The organism is Vibrio harveyi NBRC 15634 = ATCC 14126 = KCTC 12724, assembly GCF_001591145.1.
In the GTDB taxonomy this organism is placed as follows: Bacteria; Pseudomonadota; Gammaproteobacteria; order Enterobacterales; family Vibrionaceae; genus Vibrio; species Vibrio harveyi.
This window is the reverse complement of record NZ_BCUF01000012.1, coordinates 1-15,714: the sequence shown is the minus strand read 5'-3', so window position 1 is coordinate 15,714 and position 15,714 is coordinate 1. Positions and strand designations below refer to the sequence as shown.

The 15,714-nt window shown below is 44.2% G+C and carries 16 protein-coding genes; 10 read left to right on the top strand and 6 right to left on the bottom strand.

Annotated elements, in window-relative coordinates; genetic code table 11:
- Positions 1-47: 47 nt before the first annotated feature.
- From VHA02S_RS08435 to VHA02S_RS08425, 3 genes are read right to left on the bottom strand one after another with little or no spacing between them, the layout of a single operon-like run.
- Complete coding sequence (locus tag VHA02S_RS08435) at positions 48-686, bottom strand: YdcF family protein (RefSeq protein ID WP_038897443.1); 639 nt, start codon at positions 684-686, stop codon at positions 48-50.
- Complete coding sequence (locus VHA02S_RS08430) at positions 683-1,510, bottom strand: NAD(P)H-binding protein (protein WP_038897444.1); 828 nt, start codon at positions 1,508-1,510, stop codon at positions 683-685. The genes VHA02S_RS08435 and VHA02S_RS08430 overlap by 4 nt, the downstream gene beginning before the upstream one ends.
- 29 nt (positions 1,511-1,539) lie before the next feature.
- Positions 1,540-2,412 (bottom strand): LysR family transcriptional regulator, encoded by an 873-nt coding sequence (locus VHA02S_RS08425; protein ID WP_029789471.1) that lies wholly within the window; start codon positions 2,410-2,412, stop codon positions 1,540-1,542.
- An 89-nt stretch (positions 2,413-2,501) separates the two neighbouring features.
- On the opposite strand from VHA02S_RS08425, the gene VHA02S_RS08420 reads away from it, so the two are divergent.
- Entirely contained in the window at positions 2,502-2,924 is a 423-nt protein-coding gene (locus tag VHA02S_RS08420; protein WP_005450737.1) for a PACE efflux transporter, read from the top strand.
- An 87-nt stretch (positions 2,925-3,011) separates the two neighbouring features.
- Here the strand turns inward: VHA02S_RS08420 and VHA02S_RS08415 are convergent, their stop codons facing one another.
- Positions 3,012-3,248: a TIGR02647 family protein gene (locus VHA02S_RS08415; RefSeq protein WP_005430269.1), complete on the bottom strand. Its 237-nt coding sequence runs from the start codon at positions 3,246-3,248 to the stop codon at positions 3,012-3,014.
- A 299-nt stretch (positions 3,249-3,547) separates the two neighbouring features.
- On the opposite strand from VHA02S_RS08415, the gene focA reads away from it, so the two are divergent.
- Positions 3,548-4,408, top strand: coding sequence for a formate transporter FocA (focA, locus tag VHA02S_RS08410; RefSeq protein WP_005450735.1), 861 nt, complete (start codon positions 3,548-3,550; stop codon positions 4,406-4,408).
- A gap of 63 nt (positions 4,409-4,471) precedes the next feature.
- Here focA and VHA02S_RS26135 read toward each other — a convergent pair whose 3' ends face one another.
- On the bottom strand, positions 4,472-4,609 hold the full coding sequence (locus VHA02S_RS26135; RefSeq protein ID WP_005450732.1) for a hypothetical protein: 138 nt from the start codon (positions 4,607-4,609) through the stop codon (positions 4,472-4,474).
- Between the two features lie 249 nt (positions 4,610-4,858).
- Positions 4,859-5,659 (bottom strand): ABC transporter permease, encoded by an 801-nt coding sequence (locus VHA02S_RS08405; protein WP_038897445.1) that lies wholly within the window; start codon positions 5,657-5,659, stop codon positions 4,859-4,861.
- A 464-nt stretch (positions 5,660-6,123) separates the two neighbouring features.
- On the opposite strand from VHA02S_RS08405, the gene torE reads away from it, so the two are divergent.
- From torE to VHA02S_RS08365, 8 genes are all read left to right on the top strand, one after another.
- Positions 6,124-6,303 carry a trimethylamine N-oxide reductase system protein TorE gene (gene torE / locus VHA02S_RS08400; protein WP_005450728.1) on the top strand — a complete coding sequence of 60 codons (180 nt, stop codon included), beginning with the start codon at positions 6,124-6,126 and terminating at the stop codon, positions 6,301-6,303.
- Between the two features lie 50 nt (positions 6,304-6,353).
- Positions 6,354-7,538: a pentaheme c-type cytochrome TorC gene (torC, locus tag VHA02S_RS08395; RefSeq protein WP_005450726.1), complete on the top strand. Its 1,185-nt coding sequence runs from the start codon at positions 6,354-6,356 to the stop codon at positions 7,536-7,538.
- A 25-nt stretch (positions 7,539-7,563) separates the two neighbouring features.
- Entirely contained in the window at positions 7,564-10,026 is a 2,463-nt protein-coding gene (gene torA, locus VHA02S_RS08390) for a trimethylamine-N-oxide reductase TorA (protein ID WP_005450724.1), read from the top strand.
- Between the two features lie 198 nt (positions 10,027-10,224).
- Positions 10,225-11,967, top strand: a complete 1,743-nt coding sequence (locus VHA02S_RS08385; protein WP_038897446.1) for a glycoside hydrolase family 36 protein — start codon at positions 10,225-10,227, stop codon at positions 11,965-11,967.
- A 148-nt stretch (positions 11,968-12,115) separates the two neighbouring features.
- Positions 12,116-13,024, top strand: coding sequence for a metal ABC transporter substrate-binding protein (locus VHA02S_RS08380; protein ID WP_005450720.1), 909 nt, complete (start codon positions 12,116-12,118; stop codon positions 13,022-13,024).
- Positions 13,024-13,878: a manganese/iron ABC transporter ATP-binding protein gene (locus VHA02S_RS08375; protein WP_005450718.1), complete on the top strand. Its 855-nt coding sequence runs from the start codon at positions 13,024-13,026 to the stop codon at positions 13,876-13,878. The genes VHA02S_RS08380 and VHA02S_RS08375 overlap by 1 nt, the downstream gene beginning before the upstream one ends.
- A 13-nt stretch (positions 13,879-13,891) precedes the next feature.
- Positions 13,892-14,800, top strand: coding sequence for a metal ABC transporter permease (locus VHA02S_RS08370; protein WP_038897447.1), 909 nt, complete (start codon positions 13,892-13,894; stop codon positions 14,798-14,800).
- The gene (locus VHA02S_RS08365; protein WP_005450714.1) at positions 14,793-15,647 is read left to right on the top strand and encodes a metal ABC transporter permease; all 855 of its coding nucleotides are present in this window, start codon (positions 14,793-14,795) and stop codon (positions 15,645-15,647) included. Before VHA02S_RS08370 ends, VHA02S_RS08365 begins: the two co-directional genes overlap by 8 nt.
- The last annotated feature ends 67 nt before the right edge of the window (positions 15,648-15,714 follow it).

The following is a 15,714-nucleotide window of genomic DNA, read 5'->3' as shown; positions in this document are numbered from 1 at the left end:
AATTCGGTGGCTTTTTACTGTCTAACTGTTGGTCCGTAAGTGAAGGATTACGCGAGACCAAACTCAAACTTTTCTAAAAGTGCTTGATAAGAAGACTCAACGTGGGCAGGAATCTCTTGTTTTGTTTGAAAGCCTTTCTCTGGGTAGGTTTTCACACGAGAAAAATCTTCCATGAGCGCTTCAAGCACCATCATTAGTGGCATTTCTTCGTTGATATATTCAAAGAAAGGGTGCGCTGTGGACGTGACTTGAAGCTGTGAATAAGGCGATTGCCACTGTTTTTCAAAGGTTGCAATGGCGCGTCTTTCCATAAATGGCTTTTGAACCAAAATCAGAGAGTCACAGCTAATCCCTTTTTCTTTCAATAACAGCTCAGTGAAGCGAACGTTCTCACCACTGTTACTCGACTTTGTTTCGAGCAATATTGCTTCGCTCGGTACACCTGCAAGCTTGGCGATATCTGCAAAAGTCTCAGCTTCACTTCTCTCAAATAAACCATCCGTAAAACGCCCTTCGCCACCAGAAAATACAATGAGTGGCGCAAATTTTTGATGGTAAAGCTCAGCGGCGTGTTCGGCTACGCGTAAGTCATTACTGCACATTACAAATAGGCAGTCAGCAGGCTTTAGCTTATGCTTGAGTTGCATATACTCCCACAAGGTTTCAATGTGTTGATAGAGTTTCATAGTGCGTCCAGCGTTGAGGTGAATTGGAACTGGTAACCAAGCGAGATAAGTTTGTCTGCAAGGATTCGCTTATCGGCGGTTTCGGTGACTGGCGGAAGGGCAATGTCTAAATCACTTTGCGTAATGGCAGCTTGATAAAACTCAGCTTTGCTGACGGTATTTGGCGTGGTCGCATTAACTACCTCATTTTCAATTTGATTGAGCGCGAAAGCCGTTGCCGCAACAGCATCGTTTTGATGCACCATATTCGCTGGCGCTTTGCGACTGACCTGTTTTAATCGCAACGCAAAGCGAGACGGGTGTCGGTCGGCACCAATCAAACCACTACAGCGAACGATAGCGTAGTCAATACCGGAGTCCATCACGTATTGCTCGGCTTGCAGCATAATACGTGCATTATCAGAGAAATGCGGATTGTCTTGCGCTAAAGCGAATGTGGCGTCTTCCTCTCTCATATCGACGGGCAAATTTGGATAGACCGTCGTTGAACTGACCATCAAAAGCTTTTCCACACCACTTACTTTTGCGGCTTCAACTAAACGTTGCCATTGCTGTGCGTATTCTTGTCCGTTTCCTTTGCGAAAACCTGGAGGAAACGATCCGACAATGCGTTCTATTTGTTCTTGTTTGATCAGTTCGACAATTTTCTGTTGAGCTCTTGGCTCGCTAAGGTCAAGTTGAGCCGTTCGTACGGAAGTGATTGGAAGTTCATTTAGCCTAGATTGGCTACGACGGGTAACCGTAACATGGTGTCCTTGGTCAGCTAAAGTTTGTGCAAGTGGCGCTCCTAGCCAGCCTGCGCCCACGATCAATATATTTGCCATCTGTATGTTCCTACGGTATGCCCTGATGACTACTCAAACAGGGTTTGTAACTCTAATCTGGCTTGTTGATGCAGGGGATCGGAATGCCATTTCTGATGTTGTATCAAATCAATGTTGACTTGCCATGCCAGTTTTGTGAATTCTTCGCCAAGTTTCACTAAGGTATTTGGTGCGTAAGACACCAAATGTTCAGGAAGAAAGCACCAGCCAAATCCCTTGTTCGCCAGTTCTAATAATATGTAGTAATCATCAGCGTACCAGATATCTGGGCTAAACGCCTGATTAAGACCGCTCACGTCTTCATTCTTTGAACGGATTACCAGTTGACGATGTTGCTTTAGCTCGTCGATGTTTCGGATTGGCTGTATTGCTAAAGGGTGTTGTGATGAGACAAACACATCAAAACCAATATGCCCTAGGTTAGATAAATCAACATTCTTAGGCATTTGTAAGTCACTTAAGATGATGCCCGTTGTCGCACGTTCTGATTTAATTAGTTCAATAATGTCAGGGCTGGATGCGGTCAAGCATTCCACCTGTAGACTTGGGAACTTTTTTTCTAAATTTTTCAATGCAATCGGGAGGCGGGTGAGCGGAATCCCTTCGTCAACAGCAAGGACAAGCTTGGTTGCAGGGCTGGAAAAAAGTTGAGACGCTTTATTATTCAGTCGGTCAAGTTGGCTAAGCGTTGCAAGTGCGTAAGGCATTAACTCATGACCTTTCTCCGTCAGTTTTGGATAACGACCAGTTCGATCAAAAAGGTCCACGCCGCAATCAAGTTCCATGTTCATGATGTGCTGACTGATCACCGATTGTGCTCGTCCAAGCTTACGGGCTGCTGCGGAGAAAGAACCAGCTTCTGATGTAGTGACGAAAGCTTGTAGTTGTTCAATAGTAAACATATCGTTTTAACCGATGGTACCTAACTTTTACTTATCTTAATGATAGATAAAATGCCAGTCATTGAGTAGAACTATTTAGGTAAAACATCATGACTCGTAACGAACGTATCTTTCACGCTGTACTATTTGAAATGATTGCATTGGCGATCATTATTCCTGCTGCTTCTTTAATAACAGGGAAGGGATCCAGTGACTTAGCAGTGGTGGGTATTGGTCTGAGTCTTTACACCGTAGTTTGGAACTACATTTATAACCTGTACTTTGACAAGTGGTTTGGTCCAAACCGCGAAGAGCGCAGTCTAGCGATGCGAATTGGTCACACTTTGGGGTTTGAAGGTGGATTAATCTTCTTGTCTATTCCGGTGATCGCGTGGTTTTTGGAAATCACTCTGCTACAGGCATTAGCGTTAGAAGCGGGCTTCTTAATTTTCTTCTTATTTTATGCAACGGGCTTTAACTGGGCGTATGATAAAATTCAACCATTTGGAAAAATGAGAAAGCTCATTGCTTAATATAGTGAGTCTAGATAAATTTAATTATCAAAAAAGCCACCGTTGCGGTGGCTTTTTTAATTCCGATACTGGTTTATTTAAATATCGTTATTCAGCAGAAAGGACTCGAAGAATTTTATCTGCGTGTTCTGCAACTTCGATACCTTCGTCAGTTAGATAACCGCCATCAGGTTGTGTACATAGTTGTTTTTCGTACAGACGAGCAACGGCTGCCTGCATTTCTTCAGAAGCTTCTTTGTGGACTTTGATGCCTGTTGCTGCGCTGCTTAAATCGAATTGAAGAAGTAGGTTCAGTTCGGCGATATGGTCAGCTGAATATTTCATAGGTAATTCCTTCGTACTTTTTTATCCAAGCTAGTCTGAAAACTAAGGTTGAGCAATAGAAAACCCTTAGAAATGTTAAGTGTAGCGCTATAGCTCTGATATAACGCGGAAATTTTATTCTACGGTAAACATTTGACCCAAATATTAATAATGGTTAGGACAATAACTCATAGTTGAATTTTATCGATTACTCTCTCAACAACAACAAATTTGGTAAACATGAAAAATAGCCCTTGAAAAAGTCTGGAAATGGAGCGATTATCCGCGCCTCGTTAATTGTTTCTAAATGTTACACTTCCATGAACTTCAATCAGTTTGACTCATTATTACCACCTCAGGCTGCTGAACGTGCCGCCGAAGTAGGTGTTGGCAAAGCAACTAAAGCTCCAATGAAATCTTTCCTGTTGGCAATTTCAGCAGGTCTTCACATTGGTATCGCTTTTATTTTTTATACAACCGTAACCACAGGTGCTGGTGATCTTCCATGGGGCATTACACGTCTTATTGGTGGTTTGGCATTCAGTCTTGGTCTGATCTTAGTGGTAGTAACCGGCGGCGAGCTTTTTACTAGCTCAGTTCTTACGCTGGTGGCACGTGCAAGCGGCAAGATTTCATGGAAAGCCTTAATGAAAAACTGGCTGGTTGTGTACTTCGGTAACATGGTTGGTGCGGTTTTGCTTGTTGTGTGTATGCTGATCACCAAACAGTACATGTTCGACGGTGGTCAAGTGGGCTTGAATGCGATGGCCATTTCGCAGCACAAACTGCATCATGGCTTTTTCCAAGCTGTCGCGCTGGGCATCATGTGTAACGTTTTGGTATGTATCGCAGTTTGGATGACGTTCAGTGGTCGCACATTGACTGATAAAATCGCCGTAATGATCTTGCCGGTAGCTATGTTCGTTTCTGCTGGCTTTGAGCACTGTATCGCTAACATGTTCCAAGTACCAATGGCGATCGGTATTAAATACTTCGCACCTGAATCGTTTTGGCAAATGACAGGTGCAAACATTGCAGATTATGCGGATCTAAACATGATGGGATTCTTAGTGAACAACCTAATCCCTGTGACAATCGGTAATATCATCGGTGGTGGTGTCTTCGTTGGCATGTGGTATTGGATGATTTATCTACGTGATGAAGACAAGCATCTGAAATAACTTTCAAAAAAGGCAAGCTAAATGGCTTGCCTTTCTTTTATCTAAACTTCGCTCAACCGATGTTTAAACCAGTTCTTCGTTGATGCCATATTCGTTTGGAATCCAATGAGACGTCATTTCTACCGGTTCCTGAGTCAGCCAATCAACGGGCGAATCTGACTGCAACTCATCGAAGTTTTCTCGTACGGCTAACCTATCCATGGTGCTCTCCCTATGTCGTTTAACTGCACTTTAGAAGAGTAAGATGACGGTTCAATGACCAATCAGTGACCATTAAATTTCGCAGTGTACAGTGGTCTCAAAGTTGCGCTTATGTTTCTGGTTGCTTATGGGTTTTCGGGGTTTATCCACATTTTCTGTGGATAACCTGTCTCAAAGATCGTGAGTATCTTTTTTGATCGAGAAAAATTCATAAAATGAGACGCTTATGTGATGACGAAGTGACCGGTTTTATGTCTTTTCCTTGTTGATAAACTTCACTTTAATACGTCCTTCTTTGGTTTGTACACAACTTAGTGTCATCTCTAAAGTGATCGCTACAGACACACTGAGCATGACAAAAATCGCCAGCATAATAACCAATTGATACTTGATGGCGACCATCGGGCTAGCACCACCTAAGATCTGACCTGTCATCATACCAGGGAGCGTCACCAAGCCTGTTGTCGCCATAGAAGCAAGAATTGGCGCAAGGGATTTGCGAAGGGCTTCTTGAAGAAAAGGGAAGGAGGCATACCTAGAAGCGGCTCCCAATGAGATGGCTGCCTCGTACTCTGACTTGCGTTGTTCGAAAGCGGTGAATAAGTTCTGCAACGCGATAATATTGCTGCTTAAGCTATTGCCTAACAGCATGCCTGCTAATGGAATCATGTATTGGGCATTGTAGAATGGTTCTGGCTTTACGAGACCTAAAGTGATAGCGGCAAGAAGAGGGACTAGACTGCAAGACAAGCCAGTAATCAGTGGGAGCATGAGTGGTTTCTTCGGAAGATTAGCTTTGCCCACAATTGAGCTTGCTCCGACGACAACCATAATGGATAACCACAGTAAATTTACGAGTAAGCTATTTAGCTTAAAAAGGTATTCCAGATATACACCAACCAAAATGAGTTGCACTGTCATTCGCGCAACACTCATCGCTGTATCTTTCGCAATTCCTAATTTATAGCGAGCATTGATGGTGAGTGGAACAATAAGAATCAAACTAAAAAGTGCAAGCTCAAACCAATTTATATCGACAACTTGATTCATAAACCTTCTCCCAAAATCAATGCTTTGATTCTAACGAAGTGGCATAGGTTTATGAATTGCTAAGCTCTGTTTTTTCGCAATCTCATCGACAAAATGATCGCTAGGACTTCGTGAAGTTTTCTTAACATAAAGATCACAAAGTATTGTCTTTAGTCGAAAAAATAGCGATTTAGTAGCACGAAAAAATCCATAAAAATGTAAACAAAGTTAAACTCATGTTGTATCCTTAACATGTTTGCAAAAGACTTATTTTTTCACATCTATTAATATTCTTTCACAAAGAATATCAATCAAACACATCTCTGGATGAGCTCAAAAAAGTGTTGGATAACAAGGGCTGGAGCGTCAGATTTGATTGAACCTTACTATTAGTATGGTCTAACATTTTCCAATAGAGATTGTAAAAAACTTAAGCTTGGTAACGCAGGCTTTTCAATAACACTAGATACAAAATAGGCAAATGTATGAGTGATGTTAACAAAATTGAGAGTGGTGAAAAACGCTCCCTGGAGTGGAAGTCTTTCCTCTTCATTGCAGTTGTTCTCTTCCCAATTCTGAGTGTGGCTTTCGTAGGTGGCTACGGATTTATCGTTTGGGCACTACAAGTGTTCTTCTTTGGTCCTCCAGGCGCACACGGCATGTAAGCCAGTGAGCTCACAACCACACTTTTGAAAAGATTTTAAGAGAGCAAATAATGAAATCATTAATCATTAAACTGTGGCGTACGATGACGCGCCCGGCAGTTCATATCAGCCTTGGCGTGCTGACTATGGGCGGTTTCATCGCTGGTGTTATTTTCTGGGGTGGTTTTAACACCGCACTAGAAGCAACCAACACAGAAGAATTCTGTATTAGCTGTCACACTATGCGTGACAACGTATACGTTGAACTGCAAGACACGGTTCACTGGAAAAACCACTCTGGTGTTCGTGCTACATGTCCTGACTGTCACGTTCCACACAACTGGACAGATAAAATCGCTCGTAAAATGCAAGCATCTAAAGAAGTATTTGCACAAGTATTTGGCAACTACGACGAACCGGGTGTTTTCGAAGAGCGCCGTATCGAACTTGCTAAACACGAATGGGATCGTTTCTCTGCAAACAAATCTCTAGAGTGTAAAAACTGTCACAACTACGATTCTATGGACTTCGAGCAAATGTCTCCAACGGCTCGTATCCAAATGAAACAAGCAGCTGAGAAAGACCAAAGCTGTGTTGACTGTCACAAAGGTATCGCACACAACCTGCCAGCAGGTATGGATAGCATTGGTGGTATCGTTGGTGACCTTGAAGGTATGACTTCAAACACTGACTACGGTGTAGGTCAACAACTTGTGAGTGTTCGTCACCTACCAATCTACTTCGACGATAAAGGTGCTAAAGAAGCAGGTCTTCTAAACCCAGCATCGACTGTTAAAGTTCTTGAAGAGAAAGGCGATTACGTTGAAGTTGAAATCGATGGCTGGCGTAAAGCGAAAGGTTTCGGTCGTGTAATTCAAGAAGACTTCGGTAAGAACATCGCAGTAGCATCACTACTAAAAGAAGCATCAACAGACGCTAACGTTGTGACTGCTGGTGAGAAGAAAGTTGATGAGCTAACAGGTCTTCCTTGGGAGAAAGTAGCTGCGAAAGTATGGATCAAGAAAGAATCTATGCTGAACGACATCAACCCTGTATGGGAAAAATCAAAAGAAGCTTACAAAACTAACTGTTCTGTATGTCACACACAACCTGCTGAAGCGCACTTCGATGCGAACACATGGCCAGGTATGTTCGATGGTATGCTAGCGTTCGTTAACCTAGATACAGACAGTGAAGCACTGATCTTGAAGTACCTACAGAAGCACTCTTCAGATTATGCTGAAGGTCACCACTAATAAGCGTCGGATTGGAGTAAATTAAATGGCTATTACACGAAGAAGTTTTCTTAAAGGTGTAGCAACCACAAGTGCAGCGTCAGTTATCGGTCCAAGCTTATTGGCTTCAGCATCTGCAAACGCAGCTGAGACTACTGGTACTTGGAAAGTAACAGGTTCACACTGGGGCGCGTTCCGCGCCCACATCTACGCGGGTAAAGTTCAAGAGATCAAACCGCTAGAACTAGACCAGAACCCAACAGAAATGTTGAACGGCATCAAGGGCATCATCTACAGCCCATCACGTGTTCGTTACCCAATGGTTCGTCTAGATTGGCTGAAGAAGCACAAATACAGCGCTGAGACGCGCGGTAACAACCGTTTCATCCGTGTAACTTGGGATGAAGCTCTAGACCTGTTCTACCGTGAGCTAGAACGTGTTCAGAAAGAATACGGACCATGGGCTTTACACGCAGGTCAAACTGGTTGGAACCAAACTGGTGCGTTCAACAACTGTACGGCACACATGCAACGTGCTGTAGGTATGCACGGTAACTTCATCACTAAAGTAGGTGACTACTCGACTGGTGCAGGTCAAACCATCATGCCTTACGTACTTGGTTCAACAGAAGTTTATGCACAAGGTACGTCTTGGTCTGAAATTCTAGAGAACTCAGACAACATCATTCTTTGGGCAAATGACCCAGTGAAAAACCTGCAAGTAGGTTGGAACTGTGAAACGCACGAATCTTTCAACTACCTAGCGCAGTTGAAGGAAAAAGTAGCGAAAGGCGAGATCAATGTTCTTTCTGTAGACCCAGTTAAGAACAAGACTCAACGTTACCTAGAGAACGATCACCTATACATTAACCCGCTAACAGACGTAGCATTCATGCTTGCTGTTGCGCACGTACTGTACAACGAAGACCTATACGACAAGAAGTTTATTGAAACTTACTGTCTAGGTTTCGAAGACTTCATCAAGTACGTTCAAGGTGAAACGAAAGATAAAGTTGTTAAGACACCTGAGTGGGCTGCTCCTATCTGTGGCGTGAAAGCGGACAAGATTCGTGAATTCGCACGCATGCTAGTGAACGGTCGTACACAAATCCTTATGGGTTGGTGTATCCAACGTCAAGAGCACGGTGAGCAACCATACTGGGCAGCAGCAGTAGTTGCAGCAATGGTTGGTCAAATTGGTCTGCCTGGCGGTGGTATCTCTTACGGTCACCACTACTCAAGTATCGGTGTACCTTCAACTGGTTTCGCGGGTCCTGGTGGTTTCCCTCGTAACCTAGATACTGGTATGAAGCCGAAGTGGGACAACAACGACTTTAACGGTTACAGCCGTACTATCCCTGTTGCTCGTTGGATCGACTGTCTGCTAGAACCAGGCAAAGAGATCAACTACAACGGTGGTAAAGTTAAACTTCCAGACTTCAAGATGATGGTGATCTCGGGTTGTAACCCATGGCACCACCACCAAGACCGTAACCGCATGAAGCAAGCGTTCCAGAAGCTACAAACAGTAGTAACGGTTGAGTTCGCTTGGACTGCAACGTGTCGTTTCTCTGATATCGTGCTTCCAGCATGTACTCAGTGGGAACGTAACGACATCGACGTGTACGGTTCTTACTCGAACAAAGGTCTGATTGCTATGCATCGTCTAGTGGACCCATTGTTCCAATCTAAGCCAGACTTCCAAATCATGAGTGAACTGACTCAACGCTTTGGTCGTCGCGACGAGTACACTCGTGGCATGAGCGAGATGGAATGGATCCGCAGCCTGTACAATGATTGTAAGAAAGCGAACGACGGTAAGTTCGAAATGCCAGAATTTGATGAGTTCTGGGAGAAGAGCGTACTAGACTTCGGTCAAGGTAAACCTTGGGTTCGTCACGCTGACTTCCGTCAAGATCCAGAAATCAACCCACTGGGTACACCTTCTGGTTTCATCGAGATCACTTCTCGTAAGATCGGTCGTTACGGTTACGAACACTGTCAAGAACACCCTATGTGGTTCGAGAAATCAGAACGTTCACACGGTGGTCCTGGCTCTGACAAACACCCGTACTGGCTACAATCTTGCCACCCAGACAAGCGTCTGCACTCTCAGATGTGTGAATCTGAAGACTTCCGTGCAACTTACGCTGTTCAAGGTCGTGAGCCTGTATACATCAACCCGGCTGATGCAAAAGCGAAAGGCATCAAAGACGGTGACTTGGTACGCGTATTTAACGATCGTGGTCAGCTTCTTGCTGGTGCTGTACTTACTGACAGCTACCCACGTGGTGTTATCCGTATCGAAGAAGGTGCGTGGTACGGTCCTCTAAACGAGAAAGTAGGTGCAATCTGTACTTACGGTGACCCTAACACTCTAACTCAAGATATCGGTTCTTCTGAGCTAGCACAGGCGACTTCTGCGAACACATGTATCGTAAACTTCGAGAAGTTCACTGGTAAAGTTCCACCAGTTACTTCATTCGGTGGTCCAATCGAAGTTGCTTAATCAGAGCACTAAGCTTTAAATAAAATACCAGCCTTCGGGCTGGTATTTTTTTGACCAAATTTCAGTGAGCATTCTCTCAATACCGAGTTTGGGCTTGCTCAAGAGCAACAGATTCGTGACGTCGATAACGAATTGAGCAGCAGAAGCGGAGGATAATGAGCCAAACTAAACAATAATAATCAAGTGAGTAGATTTTCTATGGCTCAGACCATTCAATTGGCCAATCACACTGAGATCTCAGTAAGTGATAACGATCTTCAATTCGAAATCGTCGGCAACCAAATTCACTTTTCTTTTGCCGGGATACACAATAAAACCTTTACTGACCGTGAAGTCTTGTTTCAAATGTCTTTTCTCTATGAGCAAGGCGCAACCGTTATCGGTGATGGCTTCCAAATGTTGGCACAGACCAGCGGTACCATTTCTCAACCTATCGACATTGGTCGTTGCCCCGATAACAACAATTCCTACCGTATTTACCCTGAGAGCGCACCAAAGCGTTACTACAACTATTTAGTCGTAGAAGACTCTGCAGGTTACACCTTATTTGGTTTCACTACTTGCCGTCGCTTTGCTGGTTACTTTGAGGTGAAGCAACATGGTGAACATTGGGTACTTTCAGCAGCAATCGATGGTGAAAGAACGCAAGTTGCAGACTGGGAACATAACTATCTTGAATCGGTTGTTGTGTTACGTGGGAGTTCGTTATCTGAGCTGTATCAAGAATACAGTGAGATGATTGCAGAACATCACCCTGCACGTAACGGAGTAATGCAAGACGCTCCGGTTGGTTGGTGCTCTTGGTATGCCTACTACGCGGACGTGACCGAAGGCAACGTTTTGGAAAACGTGGAATGTATGCAAGACAACCTAGCTGAGGTCGAATGGGTACTGTTAGATGATGGCTACCAAGCATTTATGGGAGATTGGCTAACGCCTTCGGATAAGTTCTCTGGTGGTGTAAAAGAGCTGATTCATAACATTCGCGCAAAAGGCAAAAAACCAGCCATTTGGATGGCACCATTCATTGCCCAGCCAGAATCAGAAATCTTCAAAAAGCATCCCGATTGGTTTGTGCGTCACGAAGACGGAGAGCTTCTGAAAGCTGAAGATGTCACCTATGGTGGTTGGCGTTGTACACCTTGGTACATTCTCGATACTTCAAACCCTGAAGTTCAAGATCACTTAACTCACGTCGTATCTGTCATGCGCGAAGAGTGGGGTGTTGAGCTATTCAAATTAGATGCAAACTATTGGGGCACTTTAAAAGGTAAGCGCAGTCAATCGGGCGTAACCGGTGTAGAAGCCTACCGTATGGGTATGGAAGCGATCGCTAAAGGGGCAGGAGATGCATGGCTATTGGGTTGTAACGCACCAATGTGGCCTTCTTTGGGCTTAGTCGATGCCATGCGTGTGTCTGACGATGTAGAGCGCCATAGTCATCGCTTTGAGCAAATTGCCAAAGAGACCTTCTTCCGCAGTTGGCAGCATCGCAAGTTATGGCAAATCGACCCAGATTGCGCAACGTTCACTTCATTACCTAACCAAGCAGCCTCGCGTGAAGATTATCAATTCCATCGTAACGTGCTGCTAGCGTGTGGCGGTCTACTACTTTCCGGTGACCCTCTACCAGAAATCACCCCATTTGCGAGTAAGACGCTAGCGAAACTGATGCTGCGTCAACGTCGTAATCAAGAATCGGCTAAGTTTACCGCATTAGGTTTGAACCATGCTTTTCTGCCACTAACATCTAAGAATGATCTGCACTGTTTGTTCAACTACGCGAACGATGATGCGACAGAATTTACGCTTACCGCAGACCAACCAACAGATTGGTATGATTACTGGACCGGGGAGAAGCTCAATCAAGAGCCATGTCAGTTATTGCTAGTCAGCTTAGATAAAGGGTTAAATGCTAAGGCTGTCGTGACAGCAATGTAATTGGAAAAGTGAGCCAATCTCGTCCTTTTCAGAAATAAAGGCTAAAATTACTGTAAATGATAACTATTATCATTTACAGTAATGCTAATGAAAGGTAGAATCCTTCTATCTTTTCAAAGTAACTATTTGCCTTCTGGAGAAAACAGGGATGAGATTAAAAATTGGCTCTTTTGCCAAACCTGCGGTTGTACTTTTGTCTATGATGTCACTTGGATTAAGCACGGCAGCAATGGCAGCCGAGAAATTTAAAGTAGTGACAACTTTCACCATTATCGCGGATATGGCTCAAAACGTAGCTGGTGATGCGGCTGTTGTTGAGTCGATTACTAAGCCTGACGCTGAGATTCACAACTATCAAGCGACCCCTGGTGATATTCGACGCGCTCAAGGCGCGGATCTTATTCTGTACAATGGTTTGAACCTAGAACTGTGGTTCAAAAAGTTCTTCAAAAATCTTCATGATGTGCCAAGTGTGATTGTGACCGAGGGTGTGCAGCCGATGAGCATCGCTCAAGGTCCTTACAGTGGCAAACCTAATCCCCATGCTTGGATGTCTCCAAGTGATGCTCTGATATACGTCGATAATATTCGTGATGCACTAGTGAAATACGACAGTGTTAATGCAAAGACTTACCAAAAGAATGCTGAAGCATACAAAAAGCAGATCATGGATATGGTTCAGCCTATTCGCGAAAAAGTGGCTCAAATCCCAGAAGACAAACGGTGGTTGGTAACAAGTGAAGGGGCATTCAGCTATTTGGCTCGAGACTTCGGTCTTAAAGAACTCTACCTATGGCCAATCAATGCAGACTCGCAAGGTACGCCACAACAAGTTAAACGCGTTATTGATGAAGTTCGTGCCAATCAGATCTCTGCGGTATTCAGTGAAAGCACGGTATCGGCAAAGCCAGCACAGCAGGTTGCGCGTGAAACAGGGGCTAAATATGCAGGTGTCTTGTACGTGGATTCATTGAGCAGTAAAAACGGTCCAGTGCCAACCTTCTTAGACTTACTGAAAGTGACTTCAAACACAATCGCAGAGGGTCTAGAACAGTAATGGCAGGAATTAAAGTATCAGACATTAGTGTCACTTATCGCAACGGTCATACCGCGCTATATGATGCAAGTTTTTCTCTTCCAAAAGGATCAATTACGGCTCTTGTTGGTGTGAATGGCAGCGGTAAGTCGACGTTATTCAAATCCATTATGGGGTTTGTACCGGTTAGCCAAGGATCGGTTGAGATCCTTGGTATGCCGGCAAAAAAAGCTCTAAAACAGAATGTTGTCGCGTACGTACCGCAAAGCGAAGAAATCGATTGGAACTTTCCTGTTCTGGTTGAAGATGTTGTCATGATGGGGCGCTATGGTCATATGGGATTACTCCGCATTCCAAAGCAAACCGATCATGACATGGTGACGGCTGCACTTGATCGCGTGAACATGACCGCGTTTAGAAAACGCCAAATAGGTGAACTTTCTGGCGGACAAAAGAAACGTGTTTTTCTTGCGCGCGCATTGGCGCAAGAGAGTGACGTTATTTTGCTGGATGAACCTTTTACTGGTGTCGACGTTCAAACGGAAGAACAAATCATGGCGTTGCTGCGTGACTTACGTGATGAGGGCAAAGTCATGCTGGTATCCACGCACAATTTAGGTAGTGTGCCAGATTTTTGTGACCGCACCGTATTGATCAATCGAACTGTGCTTGCTTCCGGGATGACTAGCGAAATCTTCACTCCTGAAAACCTCGAACTTGCATTTGGTGGCGTCCTTCGACACTTCATCCTTGGCGGTAAAGATCTTCATGAAGATGATGATGAGCGTAAGTTGACAGTATTGTCTGACCACGAACGTCCAGTTGTTATGTATGGTGAGCAGCAAGCTGTTCCGGTTTCGCGTCCAGACAAGTAAGGAGTTCATTTTTATGGATTATTTACTCGAACCTTTTCACTATGGCTACATGGTGAATGCCATGTGGGTGAGTGCATTGATTGGCGGTGTCTGCGGCTTTCTGTCGACTTACCTAATGTTGAAAGGCTGGTCACTCATTGGTGATGCACTTTCTCACTCGATCGTTCCTGGGGTTGCTGGTGCATATATGCTCGGCTTACCTTTTGCCTTTGGCGCGTTTTTATCTGGTGGTCTTGCTGCCGCTGGAATGTTGTTCTTGAGCCAAAGAAGCAAATTAAAAGAAGACGCCATCATTGGTTTGATATTTACGTCTTTTTTTGGTCTGGGGTTATTTTTAGTTTCTCTTTTCCCTGCCGCGGTGAATATTCAAACTATTGTATTAGGTAATGTGCTCGCCATCACGCCGACCGATACATTCCAGTTAGTTATTATCGGTGGTATCTCGCTTGCCGTTATGCTCGTCAAATGGAAAGACCTAATGGTGGTTTTTTTCGATGAGAACCATGCCAAGAGTGTCGGACTGAACCCGACCCGATTGAAAGTGTTGTTTTTTACGCTTCTAAGTGCATGTACTGTCGCAGCGTTGCAGACCGTTGGTGCTTTTTTGGTTATTGCGATGGTTGTTATTCCAGGGGCTACAGCGTATTTAATGACTGACCGATTTTCACGCGTGATTGTTTACGCTGTTGCAATTGGGTCTCTAAGTTCATTCGTTGGTGCCTACGTCAGTTACTACATTGATGGCGCGACTGGCGGGATCATCGTTTTACTGCAAACAGCTTGTTTCTTGATGGCATTTGTTTTCGCACCTAAGCATGGTCAAATTGCGATTAGACGCAAAAGCAAACAACAAATCGCAAAAAAGAATCGTGAATTAGCGTCTTCAATGCCTATGATGAATAAGGAGCACAAAAATGCTTGATACACTCCTTATGCCTTTTACCTTCACATTCATGCAGCAAGCATTCTTGATTGTTTTGCTTGTTTCAATTCCAACGGCTTTATTGTCTTGCTTCCTTGTATTGAAAGGTTGGTCGTTGATGGGGGACGCCATCGCGCACTCGATTCTTCCTGGTGTGGTGATTGCCTATATCCTTGCTATCCCTTACACCGTTGGCGCGTTTGCTGCGGGTATATTTTGTGCGCTTTCAACAGGCTACTTAAAAGAAAATAGCCGTATCAAAGAAGACACCATTATGGGCGTAGTCTTTTCTGCCATGTTCGCGCTTGGTCTCGTATTGATGACCAAAATCGAAGTAGGCGTCCACCTAGATCATATCTTGTTTGGTGATGCACTAGGTGTGAGTTGGGCGGACATCATTGAAGCCGCAATCGTCGCTTTACTTGTTGTGCTGTTTGCGGTGTTCAAAGGAAAAGATTTGTTAGTTTTCGTATTTGATTACCAACACGCGCAAGCAATTGGTCTGCCTGTTAAGTTTCTCCATTATGGTTTGCTTTCGTTACTATCGTTAGCCATTGTCGCTGCACTTAAGGCTGTTGGGATGATCTTAGTTATCGCGATGCTGATTGCTCCCGGGGCAACTGCATTCTTACTAACGCGCCGTTTCCACAGCATGGTGTTGCTTGCCTTATGTATGTCACTGCTGAGTGCTTTTCTTGGTGTGTACTTGAGCTTTTTCATTGACAGTGCACCAGCGCCTACCATCATTCTCATCATGACGCTGAAGTTTATTATTGTCTTCTGCTACACCAGTTATAAAAATAGGAAAGTGGAGTTTAAATCTGGCGACACGATAGAACAGTTTTAAACCAGACTTTTCATCAAAGCCCAAGTATTGAATTGCTTGGGCTTTTTTCGTTGTCACTACTATACCC

Excerpts from the sequence above, each read along its gene's own strand:
- VHA02S_RS08435 (WP_038897443.1), bottom strand. The coding sequence starts at position 686 with ATGAAACTCTATCAACACATTGAAACCTTGTGGGAGTATATGCAACTC.
- VHA02S_RS08430 (WP_038897444.1), bottom strand. The coding sequence starts at position 1,510 with ATGGCAAATATATTGATCGTGGGCGCAGGCTGGCTAGGAGCGCCACTT.
- VHA02S_RS08425 (WP_029789471.1), bottom strand. The coding sequence starts at position 2,412 with ATGTTTACTATTGAACAACTACAAGCTTTCGTCACTACATCAGAAGCT.
- VHA02S_RS08420 (WP_005450737.1), top strand. The coding sequence starts at position 2,502 with ATGACTCGTAACGAACGTATCTTTCACGCTGTACTATTTGAAATGATT.
- VHA02S_RS08415 (WP_005430269.1), bottom strand. The coding sequence starts at position 3,248 with ATGAAATATTCAGCTGACCATATCGCCGAACTGAACCTACTTCTTCAA.
- focA (WP_005450735.1), top strand. The coding sequence starts at position 3,548 with ATGAACTTCAATCAGTTTGACTCATTATTACCACCTCAGGCTGCTGAA.
- VHA02S_RS26135 (WP_005450732.1), bottom strand. The coding sequence starts at position 4,609 with ATGGATAGGTTAGCCGTACGAGAAAACTTCGATGAGTTGCAGTCAGAT.
- VHA02S_RS08405 (WP_038897445.1), bottom strand. The coding sequence starts at position 5,659 with ATGAATCAAGTTGTCGATATAAATTGGTTTGAGCTTGCACTTTTTAGT.
- torE (WP_005450728.1), top strand. The coding sequence starts at position 6,124 with ATGAGTGATGTTAACAAAATTGAGAGTGGTGAAAAACGCTCCCTGGAG.
- torC (WP_005450726.1), top strand. The coding sequence starts at position 6,354 with ATGAAATCATTAATCATTAAACTGTGGCGTACGATGACGCGCCCGGCA.
- torA (WP_005450724.1), top strand. The coding sequence starts at position 7,564 with ATGGCTATTACACGAAGAAGTTTTCTTAAAGGTGTAGCAACCACAAGT.
- VHA02S_RS08385 (WP_038897446.1), top strand. The coding sequence starts at position 10,225 with ATGGCTCAGACCATTCAATTGGCCAATCACACTGAGATCTCAGTAAGT.
- VHA02S_RS08380 (WP_005450720.1), top strand. The coding sequence starts at position 12,116 with ATGAGATTAAAAATTGGCTCTTTTGCCAAACCTGCGGTTGTACTTTTG.
- VHA02S_RS08375 (WP_005450718.1), top strand. The coding sequence starts at position 13,024 with ATGGCAGGAATTAAAGTATCAGACATTAGTGTCACTTATCGCAACGGT.
- VHA02S_RS08370 (WP_038897447.1), top strand. The coding sequence starts at position 13,892 with ATGGATTATTTACTCGAACCTTTTCACTATGGCTACATGGTGAATGCC.
- VHA02S_RS08365 (WP_005450714.1), top strand. The coding sequence starts at position 14,793 with ATGCTTGATACACTCCTTATGCCTTTTACCTTCACATTCATGCAGCAA.